At 70.4% G+C, this 24469-nt stretch carries 27 protein-coding genes; 4 read left to right on the plus strand and 23 right to left on the minus strand.

The window, feature by feature from the left end:
- Positions 1-52 precede the first annotated feature (52 nt).
- Positions 53-718: a COQ9 family protein gene (locus tag VGR32_RS06810; RefSeq protein ID WP_327449368.1), complete on the plus strand. Its 666-nt coding sequence runs from the start codon at positions 53-55 to the stop codon at positions 716-718.
- 7 nt (positions 719-725) lie between these two features.
- On the opposite strand, the gene VGR32_RS06815 is transcribed toward VGR32_RS06810, so the two are convergent.
- The 4 genes from VGR32_RS06815 to VGR32_RS06830 are packed head-to-tail and all read right to left on the minus strand — an operon-like array spanning position 726 to position 4348.
- Positions 726-2006: a TRAP transporter large permease gene (locus tag VGR32_RS06815; protein WP_327449370.1), complete on the minus strand. Its 1281-nt coding sequence runs from the start codon at positions 2004-2006 to the stop codon at positions 726-728.
- A gap of 1 nt (position 2007) precedes the next feature.
- Positions 2008-2508: a TRAP transporter small permease gene (locus VGR32_RS06820; RefSeq protein WP_327449372.1), complete on the minus strand. Its 501-nt coding sequence runs from the start codon at positions 2506-2508 to the stop codon at positions 2008-2010.
- Positions 2509-2546: 38 nt separating this feature from the next.
- Entirely contained in the window at positions 2547-3548 is a 1002-nt protein-coding gene (locus VGR32_RS06825; RefSeq protein ID WP_327449375.1) for a TRAP transporter substrate-binding protein, read from the minus strand.
- Positions 3545-4348, minus strand: coding sequence for a 2-keto-4-pentenoate hydratase (locus tag VGR32_RS06830; protein WP_327449377.1), 804 nt, complete (start codon positions 4346-4348; stop codon positions 3545-3547). The genes VGR32_RS06825 and VGR32_RS06830 overlap by 4 nt, the downstream gene beginning before the upstream one ends.
- Before the next feature lie 108 nt (positions 4349-4456).
- Here VGR32_RS06830 and VGR32_RS06835 point away from each other — a divergent pair, with 108 nt between their 5' ends.
- The gene (locus tag VGR32_RS06835) at positions 4457-5842 is read left to right on the plus strand and encodes a pectate lyase (protein ID WP_327449379.1); all 1386 of its coding nucleotides are present in this window, start codon (positions 4457-4459) and stop codon (positions 5840-5842) included.
- Here the strand turns inward: VGR32_RS06835 and lpxK are convergent.
- The 5 genes from lpxK to VGR32_RS06860 all read right to left on the minus strand — a co-directional run bounded on the left by lpxK (position 5826) and on the right by VGR32_RS06860 (position 11091).
- Positions 5826-6830 (minus strand): tetraacyldisaccharide 4'-kinase, encoded by a 1005-nt coding sequence (gene lpxK / locus VGR32_RS06840; protein WP_327449380.1) that lies wholly within the window; start codon positions 6828-6830, stop codon positions 5826-5828. The two genes, VGR32_RS06835 and lpxK, sit on opposite strands and share 17 nt — an antisense overlap.
- On the minus strand, positions 6827-8116 hold the full coding sequence (locus VGR32_RS06845) for a 3-deoxy-D-manno-octulosonic acid transferase (protein ID WP_327449381.1): 1290 nt from the start codon (positions 8114-8116) through the stop codon (positions 6827-6829). The genes lpxK and VGR32_RS06845 overlap by 4 nt, the downstream gene beginning before the upstream one ends.
- 1 nt (position 8117) lies before the next feature.
- Positions 8118-8804, minus strand: coding sequence for a lysophospholipid acyltransferase family protein (locus tag VGR32_RS06850; RefSeq protein WP_327449383.1), 687 nt, complete (start codon positions 8802-8804; stop codon positions 8118-8120).
- Positions 8801-10618 carry an ABC transporter ATP-binding protein gene (locus VGR32_RS06855; RefSeq protein ID WP_327449385.1) on the minus strand — a complete coding sequence of 606 codons (1818 nt, stop codon included), beginning with the start codon at positions 10616-10618 and terminating at the stop codon, positions 8801-8803. Before VGR32_RS06855 ends, VGR32_RS06850 begins: the two co-directional genes overlap by 4 nt.
- Before the next feature lie 77 nt (positions 10619-10695).
- Positions 10696-11091 carry a hypothetical protein gene (locus tag VGR32_RS06860; RefSeq protein WP_327449387.1) on the minus strand — a complete coding sequence of 132 codons (396 nt, stop codon included), beginning with the start codon at positions 11089-11091 and terminating at the stop codon, positions 10696-10698.
- Between the two features lie 107 nt (positions 11092-11198).
- Between VGR32_RS06860 and VGR32_RS06865 the strand changes: the two genes are divergently transcribed.
- Positions 11199-11864, plus strand: a complete 666-nt coding sequence (locus tag VGR32_RS06865; protein ID WP_327449389.1) for a fused DSP-PTPase phosphatase/NAD kinase-like protein — start codon at positions 11199-11201, stop codon at positions 11862-11864.
- A gap of 3 nt (positions 11865-11867) precedes the next feature.
- Here VGR32_RS06865 and VGR32_RS06870 read toward each other — a convergent pair whose 3' ends face one another.
- The 14 genes from VGR32_RS06870 to folE all read right to left on the minus strand — a co-directional run bounded on the left by VGR32_RS06870 (position 11868) and on the right by folE (position 22502).
- Positions 11868-12056 carry a hypothetical protein gene (locus tag VGR32_RS06870; RefSeq protein WP_327449391.1) on the minus strand — a complete coding sequence of 63 codons (189 nt, stop codon included), beginning with the start codon at positions 12054-12056 and terminating at the stop codon, positions 11868-11870.
- A gap of 1 nt (position 12057) precedes the next feature.
- Positions 12058-12303 (minus strand): DUF4170 domain-containing protein, encoded by a 246-nt coding sequence (locus VGR32_RS06875; protein WP_327449393.1) that lies wholly within the window; start codon positions 12301-12303, stop codon positions 12058-12060.
- Between the two features lie 11 nt (positions 12304-12314).
- Positions 12315-13121, minus strand: coding sequence for a 3'(2'),5'-bisphosphate nucleotidase CysQ (locus VGR32_RS06880; RefSeq protein ID WP_327449396.1), 807 nt, complete (start codon positions 13119-13121; stop codon positions 12315-12317).
- Positions 13118-14461, minus strand: coding sequence for a TldD/PmbA family protein (locus tag VGR32_RS06885; RefSeq protein ID WP_327449398.1), 1344 nt, complete (start codon positions 14459-14461; stop codon positions 13118-13120). Before VGR32_RS06885 ends, VGR32_RS06880 begins: the two co-directional genes overlap by 4 nt.
- A 40-nt stretch (positions 14462-14501) precedes the next feature.
- Positions 14502-14903: an MAPEG family protein gene (locus VGR32_RS06890; RefSeq protein ID WP_327449400.1), complete on the minus strand. Its 402-nt coding sequence runs from the start codon at positions 14901-14903 to the stop codon at positions 14502-14504.
- Positions 14903-16726: a M14 family metallopeptidase gene (locus VGR32_RS06895; RefSeq protein WP_327449402.1), complete on the minus strand. Its 1824-nt coding sequence runs from the start codon at positions 16724-16726 to the stop codon at positions 14903-14905. Before VGR32_RS06895 ends, VGR32_RS06890 begins: the two co-directional genes overlap by 1 nt.
- Positions 16727-16797: 71 nt before the next feature.
- Positions 16798-17145: a hypothetical protein gene (locus VGR32_RS06900; RefSeq protein WP_327449404.1), complete on the minus strand. Its 348-nt coding sequence runs from the start codon at positions 17143-17145 to the stop codon at positions 16798-16800.
- 107 nt (positions 17146-17252) lie between these two features.
- Positions 17253-18782: a UbiD family decarboxylase gene (locus tag VGR32_RS06905; RefSeq protein WP_327449406.1), complete on the minus strand. Its 1530-nt coding sequence runs from the start codon at positions 18780-18782 to the stop codon at positions 17253-17255.
- A 10-nt stretch (positions 18783-18792) separates the two neighbouring features.
- Positions 18793-19041, minus strand: a complete 249-nt coding sequence (locus tag VGR32_RS06910; RefSeq protein ID WP_327449408.1) for a helix-turn-helix transcriptional regulator — start codon at positions 19039-19041, stop codon at positions 18793-18795.
- A gap of 48 nt (positions 19042-19089) precedes the next feature.
- On the minus strand, positions 19090-19938 hold the full coding sequence (locus tag VGR32_RS06915) for an aldo/keto reductase (RefSeq protein ID WP_327449410.1): 849 nt from the start codon (positions 19936-19938) through the stop codon (positions 19090-19092).
- A 30-nt stretch (positions 19939-19968) separates the two neighbouring features.
- Positions 19969-20844 (minus strand): serine aminopeptidase domain-containing protein, encoded by an 876-nt coding sequence (locus tag VGR32_RS06920; protein WP_327449412.1) that lies wholly within the window; start codon positions 20842-20844, stop codon positions 19969-19971.
- A 52-nt stretch (positions 20845-20896) separates the two neighbouring features.
- Positions 20897-21238 (minus strand): MmcQ/YjbR family DNA-binding protein, encoded by a 342-nt coding sequence (locus tag VGR32_RS06925; protein WP_327449414.1) that lies wholly within the window; start codon positions 21236-21238, stop codon positions 20897-20899.
- Positions 21239-21314: 76 nt separating this feature from the next.
- Positions 21315-21746 carry a biopolymer transporter ExbD gene (locus VGR32_RS06930; RefSeq protein ID WP_327449416.1) on the minus strand — a complete coding sequence of 144 codons (432 nt, stop codon included), beginning with the start codon at positions 21744-21746 and terminating at the stop codon, positions 21315-21317.
- Between the two features lie 141 nt (positions 21747-21887).
- Positions 21888-22502: a GTP cyclohydrolase I FolE gene (folE, locus tag VGR32_RS06935; protein WP_327449418.1), complete on the minus strand. Its 615-nt coding sequence runs from the start codon at positions 22500-22502 to the stop codon at positions 21888-21890.
- Between the two features lie 130 nt (positions 22503-22632).
- Between folE and cysS the strand changes: the two genes are divergently transcribed.
- Positions 22633-24039, plus strand: coding sequence for a cysteine--tRNA ligase (gene cysS / locus VGR32_RS06940; protein ID WP_327449420.1), 1407 nt, complete (start codon positions 22633-22635; stop codon positions 24037-24039).
- Positions 24040-24469: the final 430 nt, after the last annotated feature.

Raw genomic sequence — 24469 nt, forward strand, 5'->3', positions numbered from 1 at the left:
GGCGTGTTCCGAAGGCTCGCGCGCCCCTTTTTCCGGGCCTATCATGGCGGCCATGAGCCATCCCGACGCGCCGCGCGACGACTGGGCCTCCCGCATGGAGCAGACGGTGCTGGACGCCGCGCTCGACCGCGCCCCGACGATGGGCTGGAACGCCCGCATGGTCGCCTCGGCCTGCACGGCCTGCGGCCTGTCCGACGGCGACCGGGAACTGCTCCTGCCCAACGGCCCGCGCGATCTGGCCGCGCTGCTGTGGCGGCGCAACGACGACGCGGCCTTCGAAGCGCTGGCCGACGTCGATCCGACGACGCTCAAGATCCGCGACCGCATCGCGCGCGGCGTCTCGGCGCGGCTGGAGGCCTCGGCGGCGGGCGCGGAGGCGGAGAGGCGCGTCGCCGGCTTCATGGCCCTGCCGACCAACGCCGATCTCGCCCTGACGCTGACCTGGGCCACCGCCGACCGCATCTGGCGATGGGCGGGGGATGTGGCCACCGACTGGAACCACCAGTCCAAGCGCACCATCCTGTCGGGCATCCTGATCCCGGCCATGACCCTGCGCCTGTTCGACGGCAAGGCGGCGGCCGACGCCTTCGTCGCCGCGCGCATCGAGAACGTCATGGTCTTCGAGAAGTGGAAGGCCGGCAGGGACTTCTATTCGCCCCTGCGCGCCGCCACGGACTTCCTCGCCCGCCTGCGCTACGGGCCCAGAGACGCGGCCTAGGCCGTCGTCACTTCAGCAGGGTCGGCAGCCACAGGCTCAGCGCCGGCACGAAGGTCACCAGCAACAGCACCGCGACCCCCGCCGCGTACCACGGCCAGATGGTGCGCATGGATTCGGCCATCGATATCCGTCCGATGGCGCATCCCACGAACTGCACCGAACCCACCGGCGGCGTGATCAGGCCGATGCCGCAGTTCAGGATCAGGATGACCCCGAACTGGACCGGATCCACGTCGAAGGCCTTGACCACCGGCAGGAAGATCGGCGTGGCGATGATGATCACCGGCGCCATGTCCATGAAGGTGCCGAGCAGCAGCAGGATCACGTTGATCAGCAACAGCACCAGGATGGGGTTGTCGGTCAGGCCCTGGATCAGGTCGACCATCATCGCCGGCACCTGCAGATAGGCCATCAGCCAGCCGAAGGCGCCGGCCGCCCCGATGATGAACAGCACGGCGCCCGAGGTCATGACCGCGCCGGAGCAGGCGGCCTTGAAGTCCTTCCAGCTCAGGTGGCGATAGACCAGCCCGGTCACCACGACCGCGTAGACCACGGCGATCGAGGCGCTCTCCACGGCGGTGAAGATGCCGGCCTTGATGCCGCCGAAGATGATGCCGATCAGCAGCAGGCCGGGAATGGCCGCGACCAGACGGGTGGCCACCGCCCCGAAGCCCGGGAAGGGCTCGGCGCGATAGCCGCGACCGCGTGCGATCACATAGGCCGTGACCATCAGCGCCGCCGCCAGCAGCAGGGCCGGGACGATGCCCGCGGCGAACAGGTCGGAGATCGACACCCCGCCGCCGGCTGCGGCCGAATACAGGATCATGTTGTGAGAGGGCGGCACCAGAAGCGCCACCAGCGCCGCCGAGATCGTCACGTTGACGGCATAGTCGCTGTCATAGCCGCGCTTCTGCATCTGCGGGATCATGGTGCCGCCGATGGCCGAGACGTCGGCGATGGCGCTGCCCGACACGCCGCCGAACAGGGTCGAGCCCACCACCGACACCTGTCCCAGCCCGCCCCGCATGTGGCCGACCAGCGACGCGGCCAGCGCGATCATCCTGTCCGCCAGCCCGCCCTTCATCATCAGTTCGCCGGTGAAGATGAACAGCGGGATCGCCAACAGGGCGACGGACCCCATGTCCGACCCCATCTGCTGAAACACCACGATCGGCGGCAGACCGAGATACAGCACCGTCGCCAGCGTCGCGCCCAGCAGGCTGAAGGCCACAGGCACGCCCAGCGCCAGCAGGCCGAACATCACCCCGAACAGGACCAGATAGACCATCTCAGCCTTCCTCGTTCAGGGCGGGCGCGTCGCCGGTCAGCAGCCGCTCGCCGGCGAACAGGGCGATCAGCGCGCCGCCGACCGCCAGTCCCAGAAACCGCAGCCCGGAAGGGAGCCCCGCTCCGGCCATGGCCACGCTCCAGTCGTCGATCATCAAGGCGCTTCCCATCCAGGCCAGCCCCAGTCCCGCGGCCAGGGCGATCAGCCTCGACAAGGTTTTCGTCGCGGCGCCCCACCTCGGCGGCAGGGTTTCCGTCAGCCCGTTGAAGGCGAAGTGGCTTTCGCGGCGCACGGCGACCGCGGTGCCCAGCATGACGGCCAGGCCCATGAACAGAAGGGCGACCGGTTCGGTCCAGCCCGGACTGTCGTTCAGCACATAGCGCGCGAAGACCTGCCATGCCTGGACCACGGCCATGCCGACCAGACAGGCGCACGCCACGCCCAGCGCCACAGCGGCCACTCCGTCCAGCGCGCGCCGCCGCGGAAGCGGTTCGTCGCTCATGGGGCTCCTCCCTCTCGAAGCCGTTTCCGTTCGCGGCCTTATCCGGCCGTCGTCGTCACCCGGTCGTGCAGCCGGTCCAGCCCCGGATCGGCCAGATGCCGGTCCAGCACGGGCTTCACCGACGCCGCGAACGCGTCCCGATCCACCTGCGTGACCACCGTGCCCGCCGCGAGCACCCTGGCCTTCGCCTCGGCCTCGCGCGCGTCCCACAGCGGCCGCATGATCCCGACCGAGCGGCGCGCCACGTCGCGGACCAGATCGCGGTCGGCGGGCGTCAGCCGCTCCAGACTGGCCTTCGACATCAGCAGGGCGTCCGGCGAGAATGAATGCTGGGTGTCGCTCCAGTGCTCGGCCACCTCGTACTGACGGCTGGACTGATAGCTGGGCCAGTTGTTCTCGGCCCCGTCGATCAGGTGCGTCTGCAGCGACGAGAACACCGCCCCGAACGTCAGCGGGGTCGGATTGGCCCCCATGGCCCGGATCGATTCCAGGAAGATGTCCGACTGCGGCGCGCGGATCTTCAGGCCCCGCAGCTGGCCGGGCTCCGACACCGGCCGGCGCACGTTGTAGAAACTGCGCGGCGCCGCGTCGTAATAGGCCAGACCCACCAGTCCGCGCCCCTCGAACACGTTCAGCAGGTCCGTGCCGATCGGCCCGTCCACCACCGCGCGCACGTGCGCCACCGAGCGGAAGACGTAGGGCAGGGCCAGGATGCGCGTCTCGGGGAAGGCGTTGTTCAGCGCCGCCACCGCCACCCGGCACACGTCGACCGCCTGGAAGCGGGTCAGGCCGATGGAGTCGTCCTCGGTGCCCAGCTGTCCCGCCGGGAACTGGCGCACGCCCAGCCGACCGCCCGTCAGCCGGCCCAGTTCCTCGCCCATCCACTTGACCGCCGCGACGGTGGGATAGTCGGCGGGATGCACGTCGACGCATTTGAACTCGGTCGCGGCGCCGGCCCGCGCCGTCGGCGCGCATCCGGACGCGGCCAGACCGCCCATCCCCAGGGCGCCGAGGGCCAGCCCGCGTCGCGTCGCCGTCATCCGTCCGTCCCCCACGCCACGGCCCGGGCCGCGATGGTTCCATCCCCGGCGAAGTCGGCGACGCACGCCTGCCCCGCGAAGATGCGGTGCACGCCCGTCGCCGCCCCGGTCGAGACCAGCTGGCCCGCCGGCAGATCGCGCCCCCGGGCGTGCAGCAGGGTCAGCAGGAATGCCAGGGAGTCCAGCGGCCCGCCCGGCACGCTCATGGCGCCGCCCCGTCCGACCTCGGCCCCGTCGATCTCCATGCGGCACGACAGCGACGTCAGCCGGTCGCGCCAGTCGGTGATCGACGGCCCCAGGATCAGGCCCTGGTTGTTGCCGAAGTCCGACGCCGTCACCGCCGGCCCATGATCGTTGATGCCCGGAAAGGGGCTGCCGGCGATCTCCATGCCGATCCGCGCGTCGGCGATCAGATCGATCACGTCGGCCGCGGTCCAGCCGGCGCGGTCGGGCGCGTCCTCGCCCATGACCAGCACGTACTCGGCCTCGACGGCGGCGAACCCGCCGTCGATCACCGGAAAGTTCGCGACCGTGCCGTCCTGCACCTGCCCCGCGAAGATCGGTCCGGCCAGCCGCCCGGCGCCGAATCGCGCGTCATGGGGCGGCGGCACCCGACCCAGCTTCCAGCCGGCGATCCGGTCCGTCGACAGGGCGATCGCGTCGTCCTGGATCGCATAGGCGGCGGCCAGGCTGTCGGGCTCGACGCCCGGATAGGCGGGCAGGGCGCGGCCCGTCCGGCGCGCCTCCACGAAGGCGCGGGCGATCGGCGAAACGCTTGAATTCTCGTGCGCGTGAACCACGCATCCTCCCCGTGTTGATCCGACATTGCGCAGGAAGGAAACCGGTGTCAATTTGAATCCGGAACAGACGGTCGCACAGTGAGGCGACCCGCCACAGGGATGGAAACCATGCGCCTGACCCGCCCGTTCGCCGGCTTCGCCGCCTTCTGCGTCCTGCTGCTCGCGCCCTCCCTGGCCGCGGCGCAGATCTTCGGCATGGGGCGTCGCACCGAGCCCGCGCCGCAGGCGGCGGCGCCCGTGGCCTTCCCGGGCGCGCTGGGCTGGGCCGCCGCCACGCCCGGCGGCCGCGGCGGGCGCATCATCCGCGTCACCACCCTGGCGTCGGAGGGACCGGGGTCTCTGCGCGAGGCGATCGAGGCTGAGGGACCGCGCATCATCGTGTTCGAGGTCGGCGGCGTCATCGACCTGGAAAAGAAGACTCTGGTCCTGCGCAATCCCTATGTGACCATCTCCGGCCAGACCGCGCCCTCGCCGGGCATCACCCTGATCCGGGGCGGCATGGACATCCGTGGCCACGACGTGATCGTCCAGCATCTGCGCATCCGCCCGGGCTCCGCCGGCGGCGAATGGATGAGCGGCTGGGACGAGGACGGCATCGCCACCGTCGGCGCCTGGAACGTCATCATCGACCACAACAGCCTGACCTGGGCCACCGACGAGAACCTGTCGGCCTCCGGCCCGCGGTTCACCGGCTCCACGCCCGAGGAATGGCGTGCGGGCACCAGCCACAACATCACCTTCTCGAACAACATCTCGGGCGAGAGTCTGGCCTACTCGACCCATTCCAAGGGCGAGCATTCCAAGGGCTCGCTGATCCACGACAACGTCACCGGCCTGCTGATCGTCGGCAACCTCTACGCCCACAACTATGAGCGCAGCCCGCTGTTCAAGGGCGGGGTGCACGGCATCATCGCCAACAACCTGATCTACAACCCGGGTCCGCGCGCCATCCATTACAACCTGGCGCCGGAAGAGTGGGGCGACGTCCCCTTCGAGGTCGGCAAGATGACCGTCGTCGGCAACGTGCTGCGCGCCGGCCCCTCGACCCCGACGGATCGTCTGGCCTTCATGATGATCGGCGGCGCCGGCGACGTGGAATACTACGGCCGCGACAACATCGCGGTGGACCAGGTCGGCGAGCCCCTGCGCATGTTCGGCCGCTACACCACGACGAACGCCCGCATCATCGAGGTGCGCCGTCCGCCGGTGTGGTGGGACGGGCTGCATCCCATGCCCGCGGTCGACGTCCAGGTGAACGTGCTGCGCAACGTCGGCGCCCGGCCGTGGGACCGCGACCAGCGCGACGTCCTGTTGATCGCCGAGGTGGCCGAGGGCCGCGGCGAGATCATCGATCACGAACGCCAGGTGGGCGGCTACCCCGCCGTGGCCGAGCCGACCCGCAAGCCGTTCGTCGAAGCCGACTGGGACCTGTCGACCATGACCCCTCTGCGCGACGACGTGCTGGACCGTCCCGCCGTCAGACGTGGGACCTGAGCAGGCTCAGGAACCCCGCCTCGTCCTCGAACCGCGCGCGCACCGGCCACGAGGCCACCCGCGCGCGCCATTCGGGCGGCAGCCGCACCCAGTCCTTTTCGGTGGTGACCAGACCGGCGCCGAACACCGCCGCGCGGTCCGCCAGCGCCCGCAACTCTCCCCCGGAATAGGCCGCGTGGTCGGGGAAGGGGGCGAAGTCCACCAGTTCGCACCCCGCCGCCTTCAGCGACCGCTCCACCTTCCACGGCTTGGCGATGCCGGCGAACCCGACCTGCGGGCCCGCAGGCGGGGGGGCCTCGGGCGCCAGCCGTGCGACGAAGACCGGCAGGCTGCCGAACACCGCCATCAGTTCGGGATCGACCGTCTTCACGTCCGTGGGCGCCAGCACGACCACCGCGTCCGCGCGCGCCAGCCCGACCGTCAGCGGCTCGCGCATCGGCCCGGCGGGAAAGACCGAGCCGTCGCCGAACGGCCATTCCTCGTCCCGCGTCTCGCCGTCCACCACGACCAGGCTCAGCGCCTGCTTCAGCGCCGGATTCTGATGCGCGTCGTCCAACACCAGCGCTTTCGCGCCCGCGTCCACGGCCGCCCGCGCGCCGGCGACCCGATCCCGTGACACCCACGCCGGCGCGGTCGCCGCGATCATCAGGGGCTCGTCGCCGACGTCCTCGGCCGCATGTGCCGCGGGATCGACCCGAACCGGTCCAGCCAGCCGCCCGCCGTATCCCCGCGACAAGGCCTGCGCCTCCACGCCGGCCGCGCGCAGCAGGCGCAGCGTCTCCATCGCGACCGGCGTCTTGCCCGATCCGCCGACGGTCAGATTGCCGACCGAGATCACCGGCGCTCCCACGTCTTCCCACGCGCCGCGCGCCAGCCGCCGCTTCGTCGCCGCGGCCCAGATCCATCCGGCGGGCGTCAGCAGCATCCGCAGCACCGTCCCGTGCTTGCGGTCCCGCCGATACCACCAGCGCGGCGTGTTCAGCTTCATCGGCGCCCCTTTCGCGCCGGCAGCAGCGGCTCCAGCGCCGCCATGACCTGATCGACCACGGCGCCCACCTCCGCCGCCGTGCGTCGCCCGGCTTCGCCCATGCGCTTGGCCGCGGCCGGATCCGTCAGCAGCGGCGCGATCGCTTCCGGCAGGTCCTCCGGCGTCGCGACGACGCGCAGGCCGCCGCCCGCCGTCAGCATCTCCGTCACCGTCGCCCAGTTCGACATGTCGGGCCCTGTGAAGGCCGGCTTGCCCAGCCGCGCCGGCTCCAGCGGATTGTGCCCGCCGACCGGCGGCTGCCCGACCGCCGCGTGGAACGACCCGCCCATGACCACCACGTCGGCCAGCCGCAGGAACAGCCCCATCTCCCCCAGGGTGTCGGCCAGATACAGGTCCGTGCCGCCGTCCAGCGTCTGCCCGCGCGACCGCACCGCCAGCCGCCATCCCTCGCCCTCCAGCACCTGCGCCAGCCCCGGACCGCGTTCCGGATGGCGGGGCACAAGAATCAGGCAGACGCGCCCCGTCAGCCGGTCCAGCGCCCGCACAATGGCCGCCTCCTCGCCCTCGTGCGTGCTGGCCGCCACGATCACCGCCCGGTCGCCGACCGCCGCCGACAGGGCCGTGAAGGCCGCCGGATCATGCGGCGGCGCGTCGCCGGCCAGCTTCAGATTGGCCCGTCCGTCCACCCGCGCGCCCAGCGCCGCCAGCCGCCCCGCCGAGGCTTCGTCCTGCGGCAGCACGCGATCGAACGTCGCCAGCACCTTGCGCGCCGCGCCGGGAAACCGCGCCCAGCCGTCGGCCGTCTTCTGCGTGATCCGCGCGCTGACCAGCGCCAGCCTCACGCCGCGCGCCTGCGCCGCCAGCAGCAGGTTCGGCCACAGCTCGCTCTCGACCATCACGCCCAGCGACGGCCGCCAGTGATCCAGAAACGCCGCGACCGCCTGCGGCCCGTCGACCGGCGCATACTGGTGGATCACCTCCTCCGGCAGCCTCCGCGCCAGCAGGTTCGCCGAGGTCACCGTCCCCGACGTCACCAGCACCGCGAAATCCGGACGGGTCTTCCGCAGGCGCTCGACCAAGGGCAGCAGCGACAGGGTCTCGCCCACGCTGACGCCATGCAGCCAGACCAGATCGCCCTCGGGCCGCGCGCCCGAGGCGACGCCCAGCCGCTCGTCCACCCGCGCCCCGTCTTCCTTGCCCCGCCGCGCGCGCCCGTCCAGCAGGCGCGGGGCCAGCGGCTCCAGCAGACGCGTCAGGACGCGATAGGCCCACAGCGCGGCGCTCACCTCAGACGCGCTCCAGCCCGGTGATCGCGTCCGCCCGCGCCTCGACGGCCGTCATGCGCGCAGTCCATTCGCGCGCCACGTCCGACGGCTCGGCGCCCTCCGGATAGGTCGCCCCCTCGTAGACGATCGCCCCTCGCCCGAACGGCAGGGGCACCAGCGCCCGGTCCCAGCTGCCCAGCCGGACCGCGGGCCGGCACGACAGGCCCAGAAACACCACCGGCGCCCCAGACAGCTTCGCCATCAGCGGCACGCCCGCACCCATGACGTTCGCCGGTCCGCGCGGTCCGTCCGGCGTCACCGCCAGTGCGCCGACCTTCAGCTGCTTCAGCCCGTCGCGCAGCGCCTGTGATCCGCCCTTGGCGGCCTGCGCCTTGTCCTTGTTGGCGCTGGAGCCGCGAATGGCCGGAAACCCAAGCCGCGCCACGGCCCGCGCGATGAACTGTCCGTCGGGCGACAGCGAGATAAGCGCCTTCGCCGGCGTCGCCCGGTCCAGCGGCCAGGACGCCGGAGACAGGGCGATGCGTGAATGCCAGAACAGGGGGATCACTCCGCCGCCGCGCTTCCACAGGGCCTCGATCTCGGCCTCGCCCTCGCGCGTCCAGCGGATCGTCGCGAAGCACAGCCGCATCCACTGCGCCAGCGCCCAGGCCAGCACGCCCTGGATCACCGGATTGCGCAGCGGCCTCACGCCACGTCCTCGACCGCGGGCGTTCCGTCCAGCGACTGGCTGCGCGCCAGTCGGGCGTACAGGCCGCCCTTCCTGACCAGCTGCGCGTGGGTGCCGCTCTCCACGATCCGGCCAGCTTCCAGCACGTGAATGGCGTCGGCCTTCATCACCGTCGACAGGCGGTGCGCGATCATCAGCGTCGCCCGCCCGGCCATGAGCCGCTCCAGCGCGGCCTGAACCAGCGACTCGCTTTCGGTGTCCAGCGCACTGGTCGCCTCGTCCAGCAGCAGGATAGGTGCGTCCTTCAGAAATGCCCGCGCGATGGCGATGCGCTGGCGCTGGCCGCCCGACAATCGCGCTCCGGCCTCGCCCGCCCGCGTGCCGTAGCCGTCGGGCAGGGCCTCGATGAAGTCATGCGCCGCCGCCGCGCGCGCCGCCGCCTCGATCTGGTCGTCGGTCGCGTCAGGCCGCGCATAGGCGATGTTGGCGCGGATCGTCTCGTCGAACAGGAACGGCTCCTGGGTGACCAGGGCGATCCGGTCGCGCAGCGCGCCCAACGACGCGTGCCGCACGTCCACCCCGCCGACGGTCACGGCCCCGCCGGTCACGTCATAGAAACGCGGCAGCAGGCTCAGGATCGTGCTCTTGCCCCCGCCGGACGGCCCGACCAGGGCCACCGTGCGACCGGGCGCCACCGTCAGCGTCACGTCCGACAGCGTGGGGGCAGGCGCGCCGGCGTAAGCGAAGTCGACGCCCCGGAAGGCGATCTCCAGCGGCCCGTCGGGCAAGGCCACCGGCGCCGCCGCCTCCCGGATCTCCGGCTGGATGTCCAGCGCGTCGAACAGCCGCTCCGCCGCGGTCAGGCCCTCGGCCATCACCGTCTGCAGATTGGTCACCTGCCGCAGGCTCTGTCCCGCCGCCATCAGCAGGCCGATGAAGGCGGCGAAGGCCCCCACCGTCATCTGCCCCTCTCGCGCCTGCCATCCGGCATAGGCCATGACCGCGGCGACCACGATCATGGCGACCAGATTTGAGAACGGCCCCGCGAACGCCCGGCTGTCGGCCGACTTGATCACGTGCCGCTGACGCCGCGCGACCACCTCGCCGACGCGGGCTTCCTCCACCGCCTCGCGGTTCTCGAGCTTGACCAGCCGGACCCCGTCCAGGTTCTCCATCAGGGCGGTGGACAGGTTCTCGGTCTCGACCATCGCACCGGTGGTCGCCTTGCGCATGCGTCTGGAAAACCGGCGCATCACCCAGCTGATGACCGGCGCGCCCAGCAGCACGATCAGCGTCAGCCGCCAGTCGGTGATCGCCATGTAGAGGATCACCGCGATCAGGGTCAGCGCGTGCTGGGTGTAGTTTACGACGCCGTTGGTGAAGGCCTCGCGCACCAGATTGGCGTCGAACAGCACCGACGAGACGAAACTGCCGGAATGCTTGCTGCGCAGCCGCGCCAGATCCGCCCGGATCATCGATCCGAACAGCCGCACCTGGATGTCGCCGACGATGCCGTGGCCGATCCGGTTGACCAGCGCCGCCTGCCCCAGCGCCGCCACGGTCCAGATCACCGCCAGACCCACGATCAGCAGGGGAATGCTGACCAGCGCTCCTTCCGGCGGAATGCGGATCAGGCCCCAGATCGTCACCGGACGCTGCAGGAAAAGGCCGTCGATGGCCGGCTCCAGCAGCTGCAGCACCGTCGCCGCCATGACGCCGACCACGACGGCGCACAGGATCGACAGCGCCAGCGCGCCCTTCCGTTTCGACAGATGCTCGCGCCATATCCGTCCCGCCAGGGGACGGCGCGCGGTCGTGTCCTCGGCGGCGGTCATCGGTCCGAGGTCGGACGGCGGGGGAGGGAAGTCAAGCGCCCTGCTGCGGGGGCGTCAGGCTCGGGTCGACCCCGACGTCACTGACCGGCGATCGCGGGGGTTCCGCAGCCTTTCCCGAAGTACAGGCCGTTCAGGTAGTACCAGCGGTTCATGCGGGCCAGATCCTCGGCCAGGGCGGCCTGCCGCTCGTCCTCGCCCATGGCCTCGACGCCCGCGATGGCGATGCCGGCGCCCGGCACCAGCATGGAAGCGCCGGCCTTCACCACCCCGCCGAACCGTCCGAACATGCTCTGTTCCTTGGTCTCGCCCAGCGCCTGGCTGATCTGGGCACCCTCGGCGACGATCTGCTCGCAGGTCAAGGCGCCGTCGCTCTGCCGGATCACGGCGCCTGCGGACGGCGCCTCCTGCGCGGCCGCGGCGCTCGCCGCGCCGGCGCTGATGAAAAGGGTCAGGGACAGGGCAAGCGTGCGCATCGGAAACTCCACTTCGTTCCCGGCACAACGGCGATCCCGGCCCGGCGGTTGCCTTTCGGCGATCACCCCTCGGTGACGGCGGCGGGGAAAACCCCTATCTCCGGCCCATGTCGCGCTACGACCTCTCCACCCGCGCCGGCCGGTTCAAGGCGCACTGGGACTACGTCTGGGGCGACCACGCCTTCCTGCGCCGGTGGTTCCGGAACGCCCACTGGCTGGGCCCGGATCTGGTTCGCACCAACCAGCCCTCGCCGCGCCAGCTGGCGGGCTGGAAGGCGAAGGGCATCCGGACGGTCGTCAACCTGCGCGGCGCCCGCGACGAGGCCTACTACGCGCTGGAGAAGGACGCCTGCGAGCGCCTCGGCCTGACCCTGATCGACGCGCCGCTGGACAGCCGCGACCCGCCGCAGCCGGACCGCATCCTCCGCGCGCGGGAACTGTTTCGCACGATCGAATATCCGGCCCTGATCCATTGCAAGTCGGGCGCGGACCGGGCCGGCATGATGGCGGTGCTCTATCGTCACTTCCACCTCGGCGAGCCGATGGCAGAGGCGATCAAACAGCTCGACAAGAAGTACCTGCACCACCGCGAGGGTCTGACCGGCGTGCTGGATTTCACGCTGGAGAAGTATCTGAACGAGGTCGAGCCGACGGGCGTCGCCTTCCTCGACTGGATCAGCTCCCCCGCCTACGACCCCAGGGCCATCCGGCAGGAGTTCAAGGCCCAGTGGTGGGGAACCCTGCTGACGGAGAAGCTCCTCAGGCGCGAATAGGGTTCAGCCCCACGGTCCGCCGTGGTCGGGCCCCTTCGGCTTGTCCTTCGCGGCCTCCGCCTGCCGCTCCTTGACCCAGCGACGCTCGCGCAGCTGGCCCCGCAACACGTTGGCCCACAGCGCCAGCGCGCCCAGCAGGAACACCAGTCCGGCGATCTCCTGCGCGCCCAAGGTGCGGCCGAACAGCTCCATCTCAGTGCGCGTCGCCGCGCGGATCGATCAGACGGTGCGCGTGCAGGATGAAATAGCGCATGTGCGCGTTGTCGACCGTGGCCTGGGCCCGCGCCTTCCACGCCTTCTTCGCCTCGGCGTAGTTCGGGAAGGCCCCCACGAACTCGACCTGCGACAGATCGCGGAAGACCGGCTGGTCCAGATGCCGCAGCTCGCCGCCGATGACGATGTGCAGCAGCTGTTCGTGGTCGTCGTGAACGTCGGTCATCCGGGGTCTCTTCAGGGCAGGTCGGCGGGCAGGGGTATGGACCGCGTGCGCCCCACGATCAACGGCCAAAGGGCCGGGGCGGCGCACACCAGCCCCGCCTGCCTCGGGTCGGCGCGGTTGAACGTCCACGGCCGGCCGTGATGGTCGGACACCCTGGCGCCCGCCTCCTGAGCGATCAGGGCGCCCGCCGCCACGTCCCAGTCCCACTTGGGCGACGGGGCGATGGCCGCGTCGAACGCCCCCGCCGCCACCAGCGCCAGCCGATAGGCCAGGGCGTTGCGCTTCTCCCACCGCATCGCCGGCCAGGGCTCGGGCCACAGGCTGACGTCGGCGAACATCCGCCCGTCGCCCAGCACCGCCGCGTCGTCCAGATCGGCCGTGTCCGACGCGAGGATCGGCCGCCCGTTCAGAAAGGCGCCGCCGCCCGCCGTCGCCGTGAAGGTCTCGTCCAACGCGGGCGCGTGCACGACCGCGGCGATCGGCCGCCCGTCCTCGACGATCGCGATGGGCACGCACCACCACGGCCGGTCCTTCATGTAGGCGACCGTGCCGTCGATCGGATCGACAACGAAGATGCGTCGCCTGGTCAGCCGCTCGGGCCCGTCCGCCGTCTCCTCCGACAGCCAGCCATGATCCGGCCGCGCGCCCAGCAGCCGCGTCTTCAGCAGGTCGTCGACGGCCAGATCGGCCTGGGTCACGGGCGAGCCCCCGACCTTCGACCGGATGGTCAGCCCCTTGGCCCGCTCGCTCAGCGCCAGCGCCCCCGCCTCGCGCGCGGCCTCGACGATCAGCTCAAGATCGGACTGCAAGTCCTTCATTTTCCGGCGATGGCCACCGCGTCGAACATCAGCGAGGGGCTGTTGAAGCTGCCCCGGAACTTCAGATCCGATCCGGCGATCAGACGCCCGTAGAGATCCAGCAGATTTCCGGCCACGGTCACCTCGCTGACCGGATGGACGATCGCGCCGTCCTCGAACCAGAAGCCCGACACCCCGGCCGACCAGTCGCCGGTGTCGGCGTTCAGCGACGGCCCGAACATGCTGGTCACCAGCAGGCCGCGCCCGGCGTCCGCCATCAGTCCGTCCAGGTCGCGGCTCCCCGGCGTCAGATGCAGATTGTGTCCCGACACGCCCGCCGGCCCCGCCCCGCCGCGCGACGCATGCCCCGTCGACGCCATGCCCAGCTGCGCCGCCGACGACAGGTTCAGCAGCCAGGTGGTGATCGCCCCGTCCTCGATCAGCGCCCGTCGCGAGACCGGAAGCCCCTCGTCGTCGAACGGCGTGGAGCCCAGCCCGCGGGGCCGGAACGGGTCGTCAATGATTGATTGGCCGGTCGGCAGCACCCGCTTGCCCAGTCGGTCCTTCACGAAGCTCATGCCCCGCGCCACCGACGGTCCGGCCATGGCAGAAATCAGTGGAGACAGCACTTGGGTCGCCGTCCGGTTCTCGAAGATCACCGGCGCGGTGGTCGAGGCGATCTTGCGGGCGCCCACGCGCCGCGCGGCACGCCGCCCGCCCTCGGCGCCGATCTCGGCGGCGGACGGCAGGTCCGCCAGCCAGCGCAGGCCGCGGTGCTCGCCGCCGCGCTCCATGGCCCCGTCCTTTTCTGCGATCACGGACGCGCCCAGCGAGAAGACGCTGCCGCGATGCACCCCGTCGAAGCCTTCCGACGTCACCAGCCGCCAGCGGCTGGAACTGGCCGAGGCATGCCCGCCTTCCGACTTCGCCACGCCCTCCACGGCCAGCGCCGCGCCTTCGGCTTCGGCCGCCGCCGCCTCCAGCTCCGCCGGACTCGGCGCCGAGGCGTCGAACAGCTCCAGATCGGGCAGGGGCGCGCGGGCCAGTTCCCCGGCCGTCGCCAGCCGCGCATAGGGATCCTCCGGCGCCAGCCTGGCCATCGCCACCACGCGCTCGACCAGCCGCGCGCGCGTCGCCGGCGACAGGTCGGACGAGCTGACGGTGGCCTGCCGTCGTCCCACGAACACCCTCAGGGACAGGTCGCGGCTTTCCTCGCGCTCGACCTCCTCCAGCGCGCCGTTGCGCACCCCCACGGACAGAGACGCCCGCTCGGCCAGCACGGCCTCGGCGGCGTCGGCGCCGGCCTTGCGCGCGGCGGTGATCAGCTCGGGGAGCAGGTCGTCGGGGGCGGCGTCGAACATGCCCCGATATGGCGGAGGGTCCGACGGGCCGCAACCGGCCTCAGCCCATGAAGGGACAGGCCACCAGCATGGCGCCCGCGGCGATCAGCGCCGTCAGCGTCAGGATCATGCCGATCAGCCGCGCCGGCCCCGGACCCTTGCCGTGGCTCAGCCACAGTCCGTGAATCAGCCGGCCCGCGAACAGCACCCCGCCGACGGCGTGGATCGCCCAGCTCTGGTAGCCCAGCAGCGCCAGCAGGATCAGCGCCCCGATCCCGACCGGCACATATTCCGCCGCATTGCCGAAGGCCCGCGTCGCCACCGTCACCTGCGGCACGCCCCCGTCCCCGAACAGCACGCGGTGCTTGCGCCGGTTGGCGACCACACGGAACGCCAACACGGTCATCAGCAGGATCATCAGCCCGGACCAAAGCCCGGCGGCGTGCAGCGGCGTCATGTCCATCAGGGTTCCCGTGCGATCGGATAGAGGCGGTAGCGGTCGTCGTGGAACGGCGTCCGCTCATAGAACCACTGCAGGCGCGCGTCGCCGTTCGCCGCGAACTCCGGCTCGGCCGCCAGCTTGGCCTCGAACTCGGCCCTCAGCGCCGGGTCGGCCGCCAGCATGCGGTCGGCCAGCGGCGCGATGGCATAGCCTTCGATGTACTCGACCCGGTTCAGCACTTCCGAGATCAGGCCCCAGGCGAAGAAGCTCTCGCTCGACTGCGGCTCCAGCAGCAGCACCACCACGTCGCCCAGCGGCTGGTCGGTCGGCACCCGCACCGACCCGGCGGGGAAGGTCCAGTCGCGGCGCTCGACCTCGACCGTCTTCACCGCATTGGCCACATGCCCCTCGTTGGTCCGCGTCGCCGTGGTCGGGTCCACCAGCCGCAACATGTCGACGGACACCGTCCGCGACGCCTCGATCCGCTCCATCCGCACGCCGTGGATGGCCAGTCGCTCGATCAGGTCCCGGCGATGCGCCGGCACCCAGTAGGCCTCGGGCCGGGCCAGCGTCAGCGTCGGCCGCGAGCCGTAGAACGGCACCTGCCAGACTTCCGGATCCGGCTCGCCCAGCCAGCGGATCTCGTCCCGTCCCGACGCCTCGGACCGGTACGTCTCATAGCGGATGCCCTTGAACGCCACCGTCCGCTGCGGCGTCGGATCGGGCTCGAAGTTCGCCGCGATCTGTGCCGGCCTCAGCGCCTCGTCGGAGCGTATCGCGGCGCGCAGGTCGCCGCCGTCCGTCGCCAGAACCCGCAGCGCCGTCTCGATGAAGACATAGGTCCCCAGCACCCGCTGATCGTACGGCTTCAGGCTGTGGTTCTCGATCAGGATGGTCGGCACGTGCGCCGCGGCGCCCCAGCCGTTGGAGAACCGCTCCCCCAGCCCACCGTCCGACAGGCCGGCCTTCGGGTTCCCGTCGTCCACGCCGAACACCAGCTCGCCCGGGATGTGTCCGCGGCCTTCCAGCGCCGCGTACATCGCCGGCTTGAACGTCGCGTCCAGCCAGCCCGAGCTGGCCGGCGACCGCGTGAAGGCGCCGTTCTCGCCGTTGAAGCCGAAGGTGACGTCGTACTGGTAGTCCATGCCGTCGGTCACGTGCACGTCGACGTACAGGTCCGGCCGGTATTTCACGATCAGCTCGCGCACCGCGCGCATTTCGGCCTGATCCAGCTTCATGTAGTCGCGGTTCAGGTTCTGGTTCGTCGCCGTGTTGCGCCAGCCCTGGATGCGCGGCCCCCGCTGGTTCGGACGGGAATAGGCGGACGCCCGCTCATGCCCGTCGACCGACAGGATGGGGATCAGGATCAGGTTGACCCGGTCCAGCAGGTCGTCCTTGCCATAGTGCGCCACGTCCCGCAGCAGCATCATCCCGGCGTCCTTGCCGTCGATCTCGCCGGGATGGATGCCGGCCTGGATCATCAGCACCGGCTTGGCCGGATCGAACGTGCCGCCGTCCTTCGAGGCGATGACGGCATAGATCGGCCGCCCCTCCGGCGATGTGCCGAATTGCTCGATGCGGATCAGGTCCGACGAGGCGTCCAGCCGGTCGAACCACGCGCGCGTCGCCGCATAGTCGGGGCTGAAATTCAGCTCCGGATCCTTCTCGAAATCGGTCGCCCACGGGTCGCTCGCGGCCCGGATCAGGGCCCGGCTGGCGCCGTTCCACGCCGGCGCGGGCGGCAGGAACTCCTGATCCCAGGGGGCGGCGTTCGGGGTGGACTGTGACATGGCGGGGCCGGACGCTAGGGCCGCGACGGCGGCGAGGAGCAGGGTGAGGCGCATGGATCGTTCATCCGCCGCCTCGCCGTGTCTGGCAAGCCGTTTGCCTTCCAGGTCTTGCGCGCGCGCCGACGTCAGTCTTCCGACGACCCGTCCAGCGCCGTTTCCAGGCGGGCGATCTCGCGCTCCTCGCGCTCGCGGCGACGGTGCAGCCCGGCCAGCTGACGTTGCTGGCCGGCGGTCAGTCCTCCGGCGGCCTCTCCACTGCTCTCAAGGCTCGCGATTTGATCGTTGATGTCGATCAGACGATCCTCGGCCTCCCTGAGAAGATTGGTCAGGCGCTCCTCGCGGGTGAACCGGGGCGCTCCGGATTGCCGGGCGGCGTTCCTGCCGGCCAGCACCTGCGCGGCTGAGGTCGTCGGAGCCGTCACCACGGGCAGGGCCAGCGCGAAGGCTGCCGCACACGTCAGGAAAAGTCGCATGGCGGATCCTCTGAAAGCGGGAAGAGCCGTCAGCCTAGATTACTTTTCCGTCATGAGAATAGCGCTTTTTCGCCACAGTTCGCGACGCCGGCGAACGGGCCGCCGACCTATTTCCAGATCGGCTTTCCGTCACCGGGCAAACCCAGGCGGTCCCAGATCTCGCTGACGCGCTCCACCACCGCATCGTCCATGCGGATCTCCTCGCCCCATTCGCGATTCGTCTCGGGCGCCCACTTGTCGGTGGCGTCCAGCCCGATCTTCGACCCCAACCCGCTCTCGGGACTGGCGAAGTCCAGATAGTCGATCGGCGTGTTCTCGATGATCGTGACGTCGCGCGCCGGGTCCATCTTGGTCGAAATGGCCCACATGACGTCCTTCCAGTCGCGGGCGTTCACCGTGTGATCCACGACGATGATCCACTTGGTGTACATGAACTGCCGAAGATAGCTCCAGCAGCCCATCATCACGCGCTTGGCGTGGCCGGGATACGCCTTCTTCATCGACACCACGGCGATGCGATAGCTGCACCCCTCGGGCGGCAGCCAGAAGTCGACGATCTCCGGAAACTGCTGCTGCAGCAGGGGAATGAACACCTCGTTCAACGCCTCGCCCAGCACGCTGGGCTCGTCAGGCGGCCTGCCGGTGAACGTCGTCAGATAGATGGGGTCGCGCCGCATGGTGATCGCCGTCGCCACGAATACCGGGAAGGTCTCGACGGAGTTGTAGTAGCCCGTGTGGTCGCCGTACGGCCCCTCCGGCGCGTGCTCGTCCAGCAGCACGTGGCCCTCGATCACGATCTCGGCCTGCGCCGGGACCTTCAGCGGCACGGTCTTGCAGTCCACCAGTTCCGCCTTGGCCCCGCGCAGCAGGCCTGCGAACTGATATTCCGACAGGGTGTCCGGCACCGGCGTCACCGCCGCCAGGATCGTGCCCGGATCGGCGCCCAGAACGATCGCGGCCGGCAGGGGCTCTCGCTTCCCCGCCCGCTTGTGCCGGGCGTAATGCTGGGCCCCGCCGCGGTGCGCCAGCCAGCGCATGATCGCCCGGTCCTTGCCCAGCACCTGCATCCGATAGATGCCCAGGTTGAAGTCGTCCTCGCGCGCGTCGCTCGGCCCCTTGGTGACCACCAGACCCCAGGTGATCAGCGGCGCGGGCTCACCGGGCCAGCAGCCCTGGATCGGCAGGGACGTCAGGTCGATCGCGTCGCCCTTCAGTACGACCTGCTGCACCGGGGCGGTCTTCACGACCTTCGGCCGCATGGTCATGGCCGTCTGGACCATGGGCAGCATCTCCAGCGCCTGCCCCATGTCGCGCGGCGGTGTGGGGTTGCGCAGGTCCGCCAGCAGATGGCCGACCTCCCGCATTTCGGCCGCGGTGGTCCGAGCCTTCCTGCCCAGGGTCACGCCCATGGCGACGCGCTTCACAGTGCCGAACAGATTGGCCAGACACGGGATCGGGCTGATCGACCCGTCCGGCATCACCGGCTTCTCGAACATCACCGCCGGCCCGCCGTTGCGCAGCAGCCGCGTCTGGATTTCCGTCATTTCCAGATGGGTCGACACCGGCTCGGCGACGCGGACCAGCTCGCCCTCCGCTTCCAGCATGTCGATGAAGTCGCGCAGGGACTTGTAGGCCATGCGACCTGGCTTAGTGCGCCCGCCTGTCCGACGCCAGCGCCCAGATGGGCAGGTGCAGGGCCCGCGTCGCCGCGCCCTGCCTGACGCTGTCCAGATGCGCCCGGCCGGCCTCGACGCGACGCTCCTCCTCCGGCGTCAGGTCCATCAGCCGCGCCAGTTCCTCGACGGCCATGCCCCGCGCCTCGCGCCAGCGCTTCAGCCGCGCCCCGACGGCGGCGTCCTCCGCGTCCACTCCGGGGAAACCCAGCACCTGACCCATCGGCGGCTCCTGTCCCTTGGCCGCCGCCTCTGACGGGCGATCAGCCGGTCACCATTCCTGGTCCCATTGGAACGCCGGATCAATCCAGTCGCCCAGTCGCCCGTCCGGTCGCGCCAGCGCATGGATGCGGTCCATCTCCTCGTCCGACAGCGCGAAGTCGAAGATGTCGAAGCTCTCGGCCGCCCGGCTTTTCTTCGAGGAGCGCGGAATGGCGATCACGCCCTGCTGGATCAGCCAGCGCAGCGTCACCTGCGCCGCCGTCTTGCCGTGCGCCCGGCCGATCTCCGTCAGCGTTGGGTCGTCCGCCACCTTGCCCTGCGCCAACGGCGACCACGCCGTCACCGACGAGCCCAGCTCCCGCGCCGTCTCCAGCAGCCGCGTCAGCTTCAGGTAGGGGTGGTATTCGACCTGGTTGGTCACCAGCGTCGCCTCCGACAGCGACTGGGCCCGGCTCCATTCCTGCGCAGGGAAGTTCGACAGGCCGATCGTGCGCGTCAGCCCCTGCGTCCTGGCCGCGTTCAGCGCAGCCAGCGTCTCCTCGAACGACGGCTCCGCCTTGGGCCAATGCAGCAGCAGAAGATCCGGCGTCGTGCCCAGCGCGTCCGCCGACTCGCGCGCCTGCCGCAGCAGGGCGTCGTGCTGGAAATGCTTCACCCAGATCTTGGTCGTCAGCCACACCTCGTCGCGCGCGACCAGGCCTTCGTCGATGGCGTCCTGCAGGCCCTGACCGACGGCGGCCTCGTTCTCATAGATCCACGCCGTGTCGATGTGGCGATAGCCGATCCGCAGCGCCTCCCGCACCATGCGCCGCGCGTCGTCCGGGACCAGGTTCCAGGTGCCGAAGCCCAGCAGGGGGATGGCATGGCCGTCGACGGTCACGGCGGGCTGATCGGTCATGTGCTGGCTCCGGGCGAAGGGGACGGTCCCTCAGGTGGGGCCGCCGACCGCGTCTTCAACCAGCCAGCCGAGGATCTGATCCCACAGCGGCTCCATCCCGCGCCGGAACGCGCCCTCGTGCCCGACGCGGGTCGCTCCCAGGTCGGCGGGCCGGGTGACGACCATGTCCCACGGCGCGTGGGGGTATACGCGCATCAGCCGGCGCGCCGTCTCCGGCGTGGCGATCGGATCGTCCGTGAAGATCCAGCTGCGGATCGGCGCCGAGACGGCGTCGAACTGATGGGGTCGCAGCCGGTCCTTCAGCTCGTCCTCGAAATAGCGGGGGTTCAGGCACCAGCGCCGCCAGGTCTCGAACACGCCTCGCGGCAGGTCCGTCCCCGCCCACAGGCCGCCGCCCTTCACATAGCCGCGCCGCGCCAGGCTCAGCGGGCCGAAACCGAACCAGAAGAACAGCTCCAGCGGGTTGTAGCTGCGGTGATGTCCGCCCCAGTAGCCCGAGCCGACCGAGACGAAGGCATGGCGCGCCAGCCGGGCCTGGTTGTCCATGAAGCCGACGAAATGCCCGCCCACGCTATGCCCCACGTGGAGCAGCGGAAGCCCGGGCGCCGCCGCGGCGAGCGCGTCGACGGCCGCGGGCATGTCCAGCCGCCCCCAGTCCGGATAGTCCATCTTCAGGGCCGCCAGATCGTCGGGCCGTGATCCGGCGATCCCCCGGAAGTCGTAGGTGAGGGCCGTCAGGCCCTTACTCTGCGCATGTCGGGCGAACCGCTCGTAGAAGCCCTTGGGGAACCCGGTTCCCGCGCTGACCAACACCGCGCCTGCGGGCCGCTCGGCCAGGAACAGCCGCGCCGACAGCGGAAAGCCGTCCCGCGCCGGGATCGTCAGGTTTCGGGACTCAATCGGCATGATCGGCGGGTCCGTCCTTTTCCGAAACCCACCATGCCCCACTGACGCGGCGTCAGGTCAAGCCCGCATGCGCCTTTCTCAGGGCCGCCGGTGCCACCTTGCGCCAGCGCGCCTTCAGCTCGGTCTCCAGCCAGTCGCGGTCGACGCCCGCGACGCGGATCAGCACGTAGGAATAGGCCCGGTAATGGTCGGTCAGGTGGAACACCTGCGGGTCCATCTCGACCAGCATGTCGCGCCGGTCGCGGTCGCAGACGTCCAGCGCCAGGCTGTCGTCCTCCGCCCTCAGGCGGGCGAAGAACCTGCCCGCGATCCGCCAGCACGGCTCGCCGTAGGCGGTGCTGCGTTCCGCCCCGGGCAGGCTCATGACCAGGGCGTCGATCTCGTCGGCCGTCATGTCCCGCCTCCGGATGCGAAAAGGGCCGCTGCCCGTGCGGGAAGCGGCCCTGGATCGTGTCGGCTCTCGCCTGAAATCAGGTGATGTCTTCGTTCAGCAGGCCGACCTTGAAGAAGCCGTTCTCCTGCAGGGTGTTCATCACTTCCATGAAGGCGTTGTACTTCACTTCCGCGTCGGCGCGGATGAACAGGCGCTCCTCGCGGCAGGCCGCGCCGCCTCCCAGGGCCGCGCACACGTCGACCGGCAGGGTTTCGATCGTCGTCTGACGGTCGGCGATGAACAGCGAGCCGGATTCCTGGATGGTGATGTAGACCGGCTCCTCCACTTCCGTGGTCGGGGTCGGGTTCGGGGGCGGCAGGTCCAGCCGGATCGACACGGTCGCCAGCGGCGCGGCCACCATGAAGATGATCAGCAGCACCAGCATGATGTCGACGAACGGCGTGACGTTGATGTCGCTGTTCTGCTCGATGGTCTTGCCGCCGCCAGGTCCGGCCAGTTTCGCGCCCATGCGTGGCGTCTCCCGTCAGGCCCGCGCTCGCGTCGGGCAGGTTGAAGCTTCCGGACGGCTTTGGCTGACCCGGCGCCGCTTGTAAAGCGGTCTCGGGCGTCGAACGGTTCCGCCTGTCCCGATTACCCCGCGGAGGGGAAATCAGCCGCGCGCCAGGCGCAGGAACCGGTCCTTCAGGGCCGCGTCGTCCTTGAAGACGCCAGTGAACCGGGTGGTGATGGTCGAAACGTGGCGGTGATGCACGCCCCGCGTCGTCATGCACTGATGCTCGGCGTCGATCAGGATGGCCGTGCCCTGCGGCGCCAGCTGCGTCTCGATCGCCTCGGCGATCTGATTCGTCAGCACTTCCTGCGTCTGCAGACGCTTGGAGAAGATCTCGACCACGCGCGCCAGCTTGGAGATGCCGACCACCTTCTCGGCCGGCACATAGGCGACGTAGGCCTTGCCCAGGAACGGCGCCATGTGGTGCTCGCAGTGGCTCTCGACCTCGATCTCGCGCAGCAGGACCATGTCGTCATAGCCCTGCACGTCCTCGAACGTGCGGCTCAGCTCCTTCGCCGGATCGGCGTCATAGCCCTCGAACCATTCGGCATAGGCGTCGACGACGCGCTTCGGCGTGTCCTTCAGACCCTCGCGGTCCGGGTCGTCGCCGGCCCACGCCAGCAGGGTGCGGACGGCCTTCAGGGCCTCCTCGCGGCTGGGGCGCTGCGGCTGGTCGTTGGACACCAGCACGGGCTTGGTCGGCGTGACGCTCATTCTGGGATCCGGAGACGATGTTTGACGCTCGTCGCTGACTCTTTATCAGCTTCGCGGCCTATATGGGACCGCCCGGCCTTCTCGCAAGAAAAGTCCGTCCCGCAAAAAAACTCTCCCCGAAGACGCTCCCATGCCCCTGACGCTCCACGACACCCTTCATCGCGAAAAGCGCGTCTTCACGCCGCGCGATCCGGACCGGGTGACGCTCTACGTCTGCGGGCCGACGGTCTACGACCACGCCCACATCGGCAACGCCCGCCCTCCGGTGGTCTTCGACGTGCTGGTCCGCCTGCTGCGCCGGGAATACGGGGCCGACAAGGTGATCTACGCCCGCAACGTCACGGACGTGGACGACAAGATCAACCAGCGCGCCGCCGCGCTCGGCGTGCCCATCGCCGAGATCACCTCGAAGTACGAGGCGCATTATCTCCAGGACATGGCCCGGCTGAACGTCGCCCCGCCGGACCTCGCCCCCCACGTCACCGACCACATGGACGCGATCGTCCGTCAGATCGCCGCCATCGTCGACGCCGGCTGCGCCTATGCGGCCGAGGGGCACGTCCTCTTCGACGTCTCCAGCTATCCGGCCTACGGGCGCCTGTCCGGCCGCAACCTCGACGACATGATCGCCGGCGCCCGCGTCGAGGTGGCGCCCTACAAGAAGAACGCCCACGACTTCGTGCTGTGGAAGCCGTCGAAAGAGGGCGAGCCGTCGTGGCCTTCGCCGTGGGGCGACGGCCGCCCCGGCTGGCACATCGAATGCTCCGCCATGATCGAGGAGAACCTGGGCCTGCCGATCGACATCCACGGCGGCGGCATCGACCTGGTCTTCCCGCACCATGAGAACGAGATCGCCCAGGGCGTCTGCGCCCACGGCCACGCCCACGGCGCCGACGCGCACGGCCAGTATGCGAAGTACTGGATGCACAACGGCTTTCTGACCGTGGACGCCGAGAAGATGTCCAAGTCGATCGGCAACGTCCTTCTGCTGCACGACCTCGTTCAGTCCATCCCGGGCGAGGTCGTGCGCTGGGCCCTGCTGTCCGCCCACTACCGCCAGCCGCTGGACTGGAACCAGTCGCTGCTGGACCAGTCGAAGAAGAACCTCGACCGTCTCTACGGCGCCCTGCACCGGGCCGCGGGGGTCGAAGCCGCCGACGAGGAGCCGCCCGCGGACTTCCTGAAGGCGATCGAGGACGATCTGAACACGCCGGGCGCGATGTCCACCCTGTTCGCCCTGTCCAGCGAGATCGAGCGCGGCATGACCGCGGGCGACCACGCGGCCGTCGCCCTCGCCAAGGGCCGGCTGCTCGCCGCCGGCCGACTGCTCGGCGTGCTGAGCGCCGGGCCGGCGGCCTGGCTCGAAGGCGAGGTCGACGACGCCCTGCGCGCCGAGGTCGAACAGCTGCTCAAGGACCGCGCCGCCGCCCGCGCGGCGAAGGACTGGCCCGCCGCCGACCGCATCCGCGACCGCCTCAACGCCCTGAACGTCGTCGTCATGGACGGCCCCGACGGCGCGACCTGGCGGATGAAGTAGACGCGGATTTCCCGCTGAGGGGTGGAGCCGGATGCGACCCTCCTCTTCCTTCCCCCCTTGCGGGGGAAGGTGGCTCGCGGAGCGAGACGGATGGGGGGTAAGACTCCGGCCCGCCCGATGAACTTCCGACATCGCGCCTGTCGGTGGAAGCCACCCCATCCGAGCGCCTCCGGCGCCCACCTTCCCCGGCGAGCGGGGAAGGAACGCGTCGGCCGACCTCGCCGCGTTGCGACGATCCGCGCCGAATTTTCCCGCCTTCTCAACGCCCGCCCGGAAACTTCCGCCTCATCGTCATGACCGGTCCGGCGTCGTGCCAACCTTCGCGTGGTTCCGTCGCAGGGAGGGGCGCAAGGCCTTGCGAGCTTGTCGCGGCGGAAGCGGTTCGAGCGGGGGTCGACGCCGGGGGCTCACATGTCCACGGCCGGCCGGC

This window comes from Brevundimonas sp., from assembly GCF_035935935.1.
Classification (GTDB): Bacteria; Pseudomonadota; Alphaproteobacteria; order Caulobacterales; family Caulobacteraceae; genus Brevundimonas.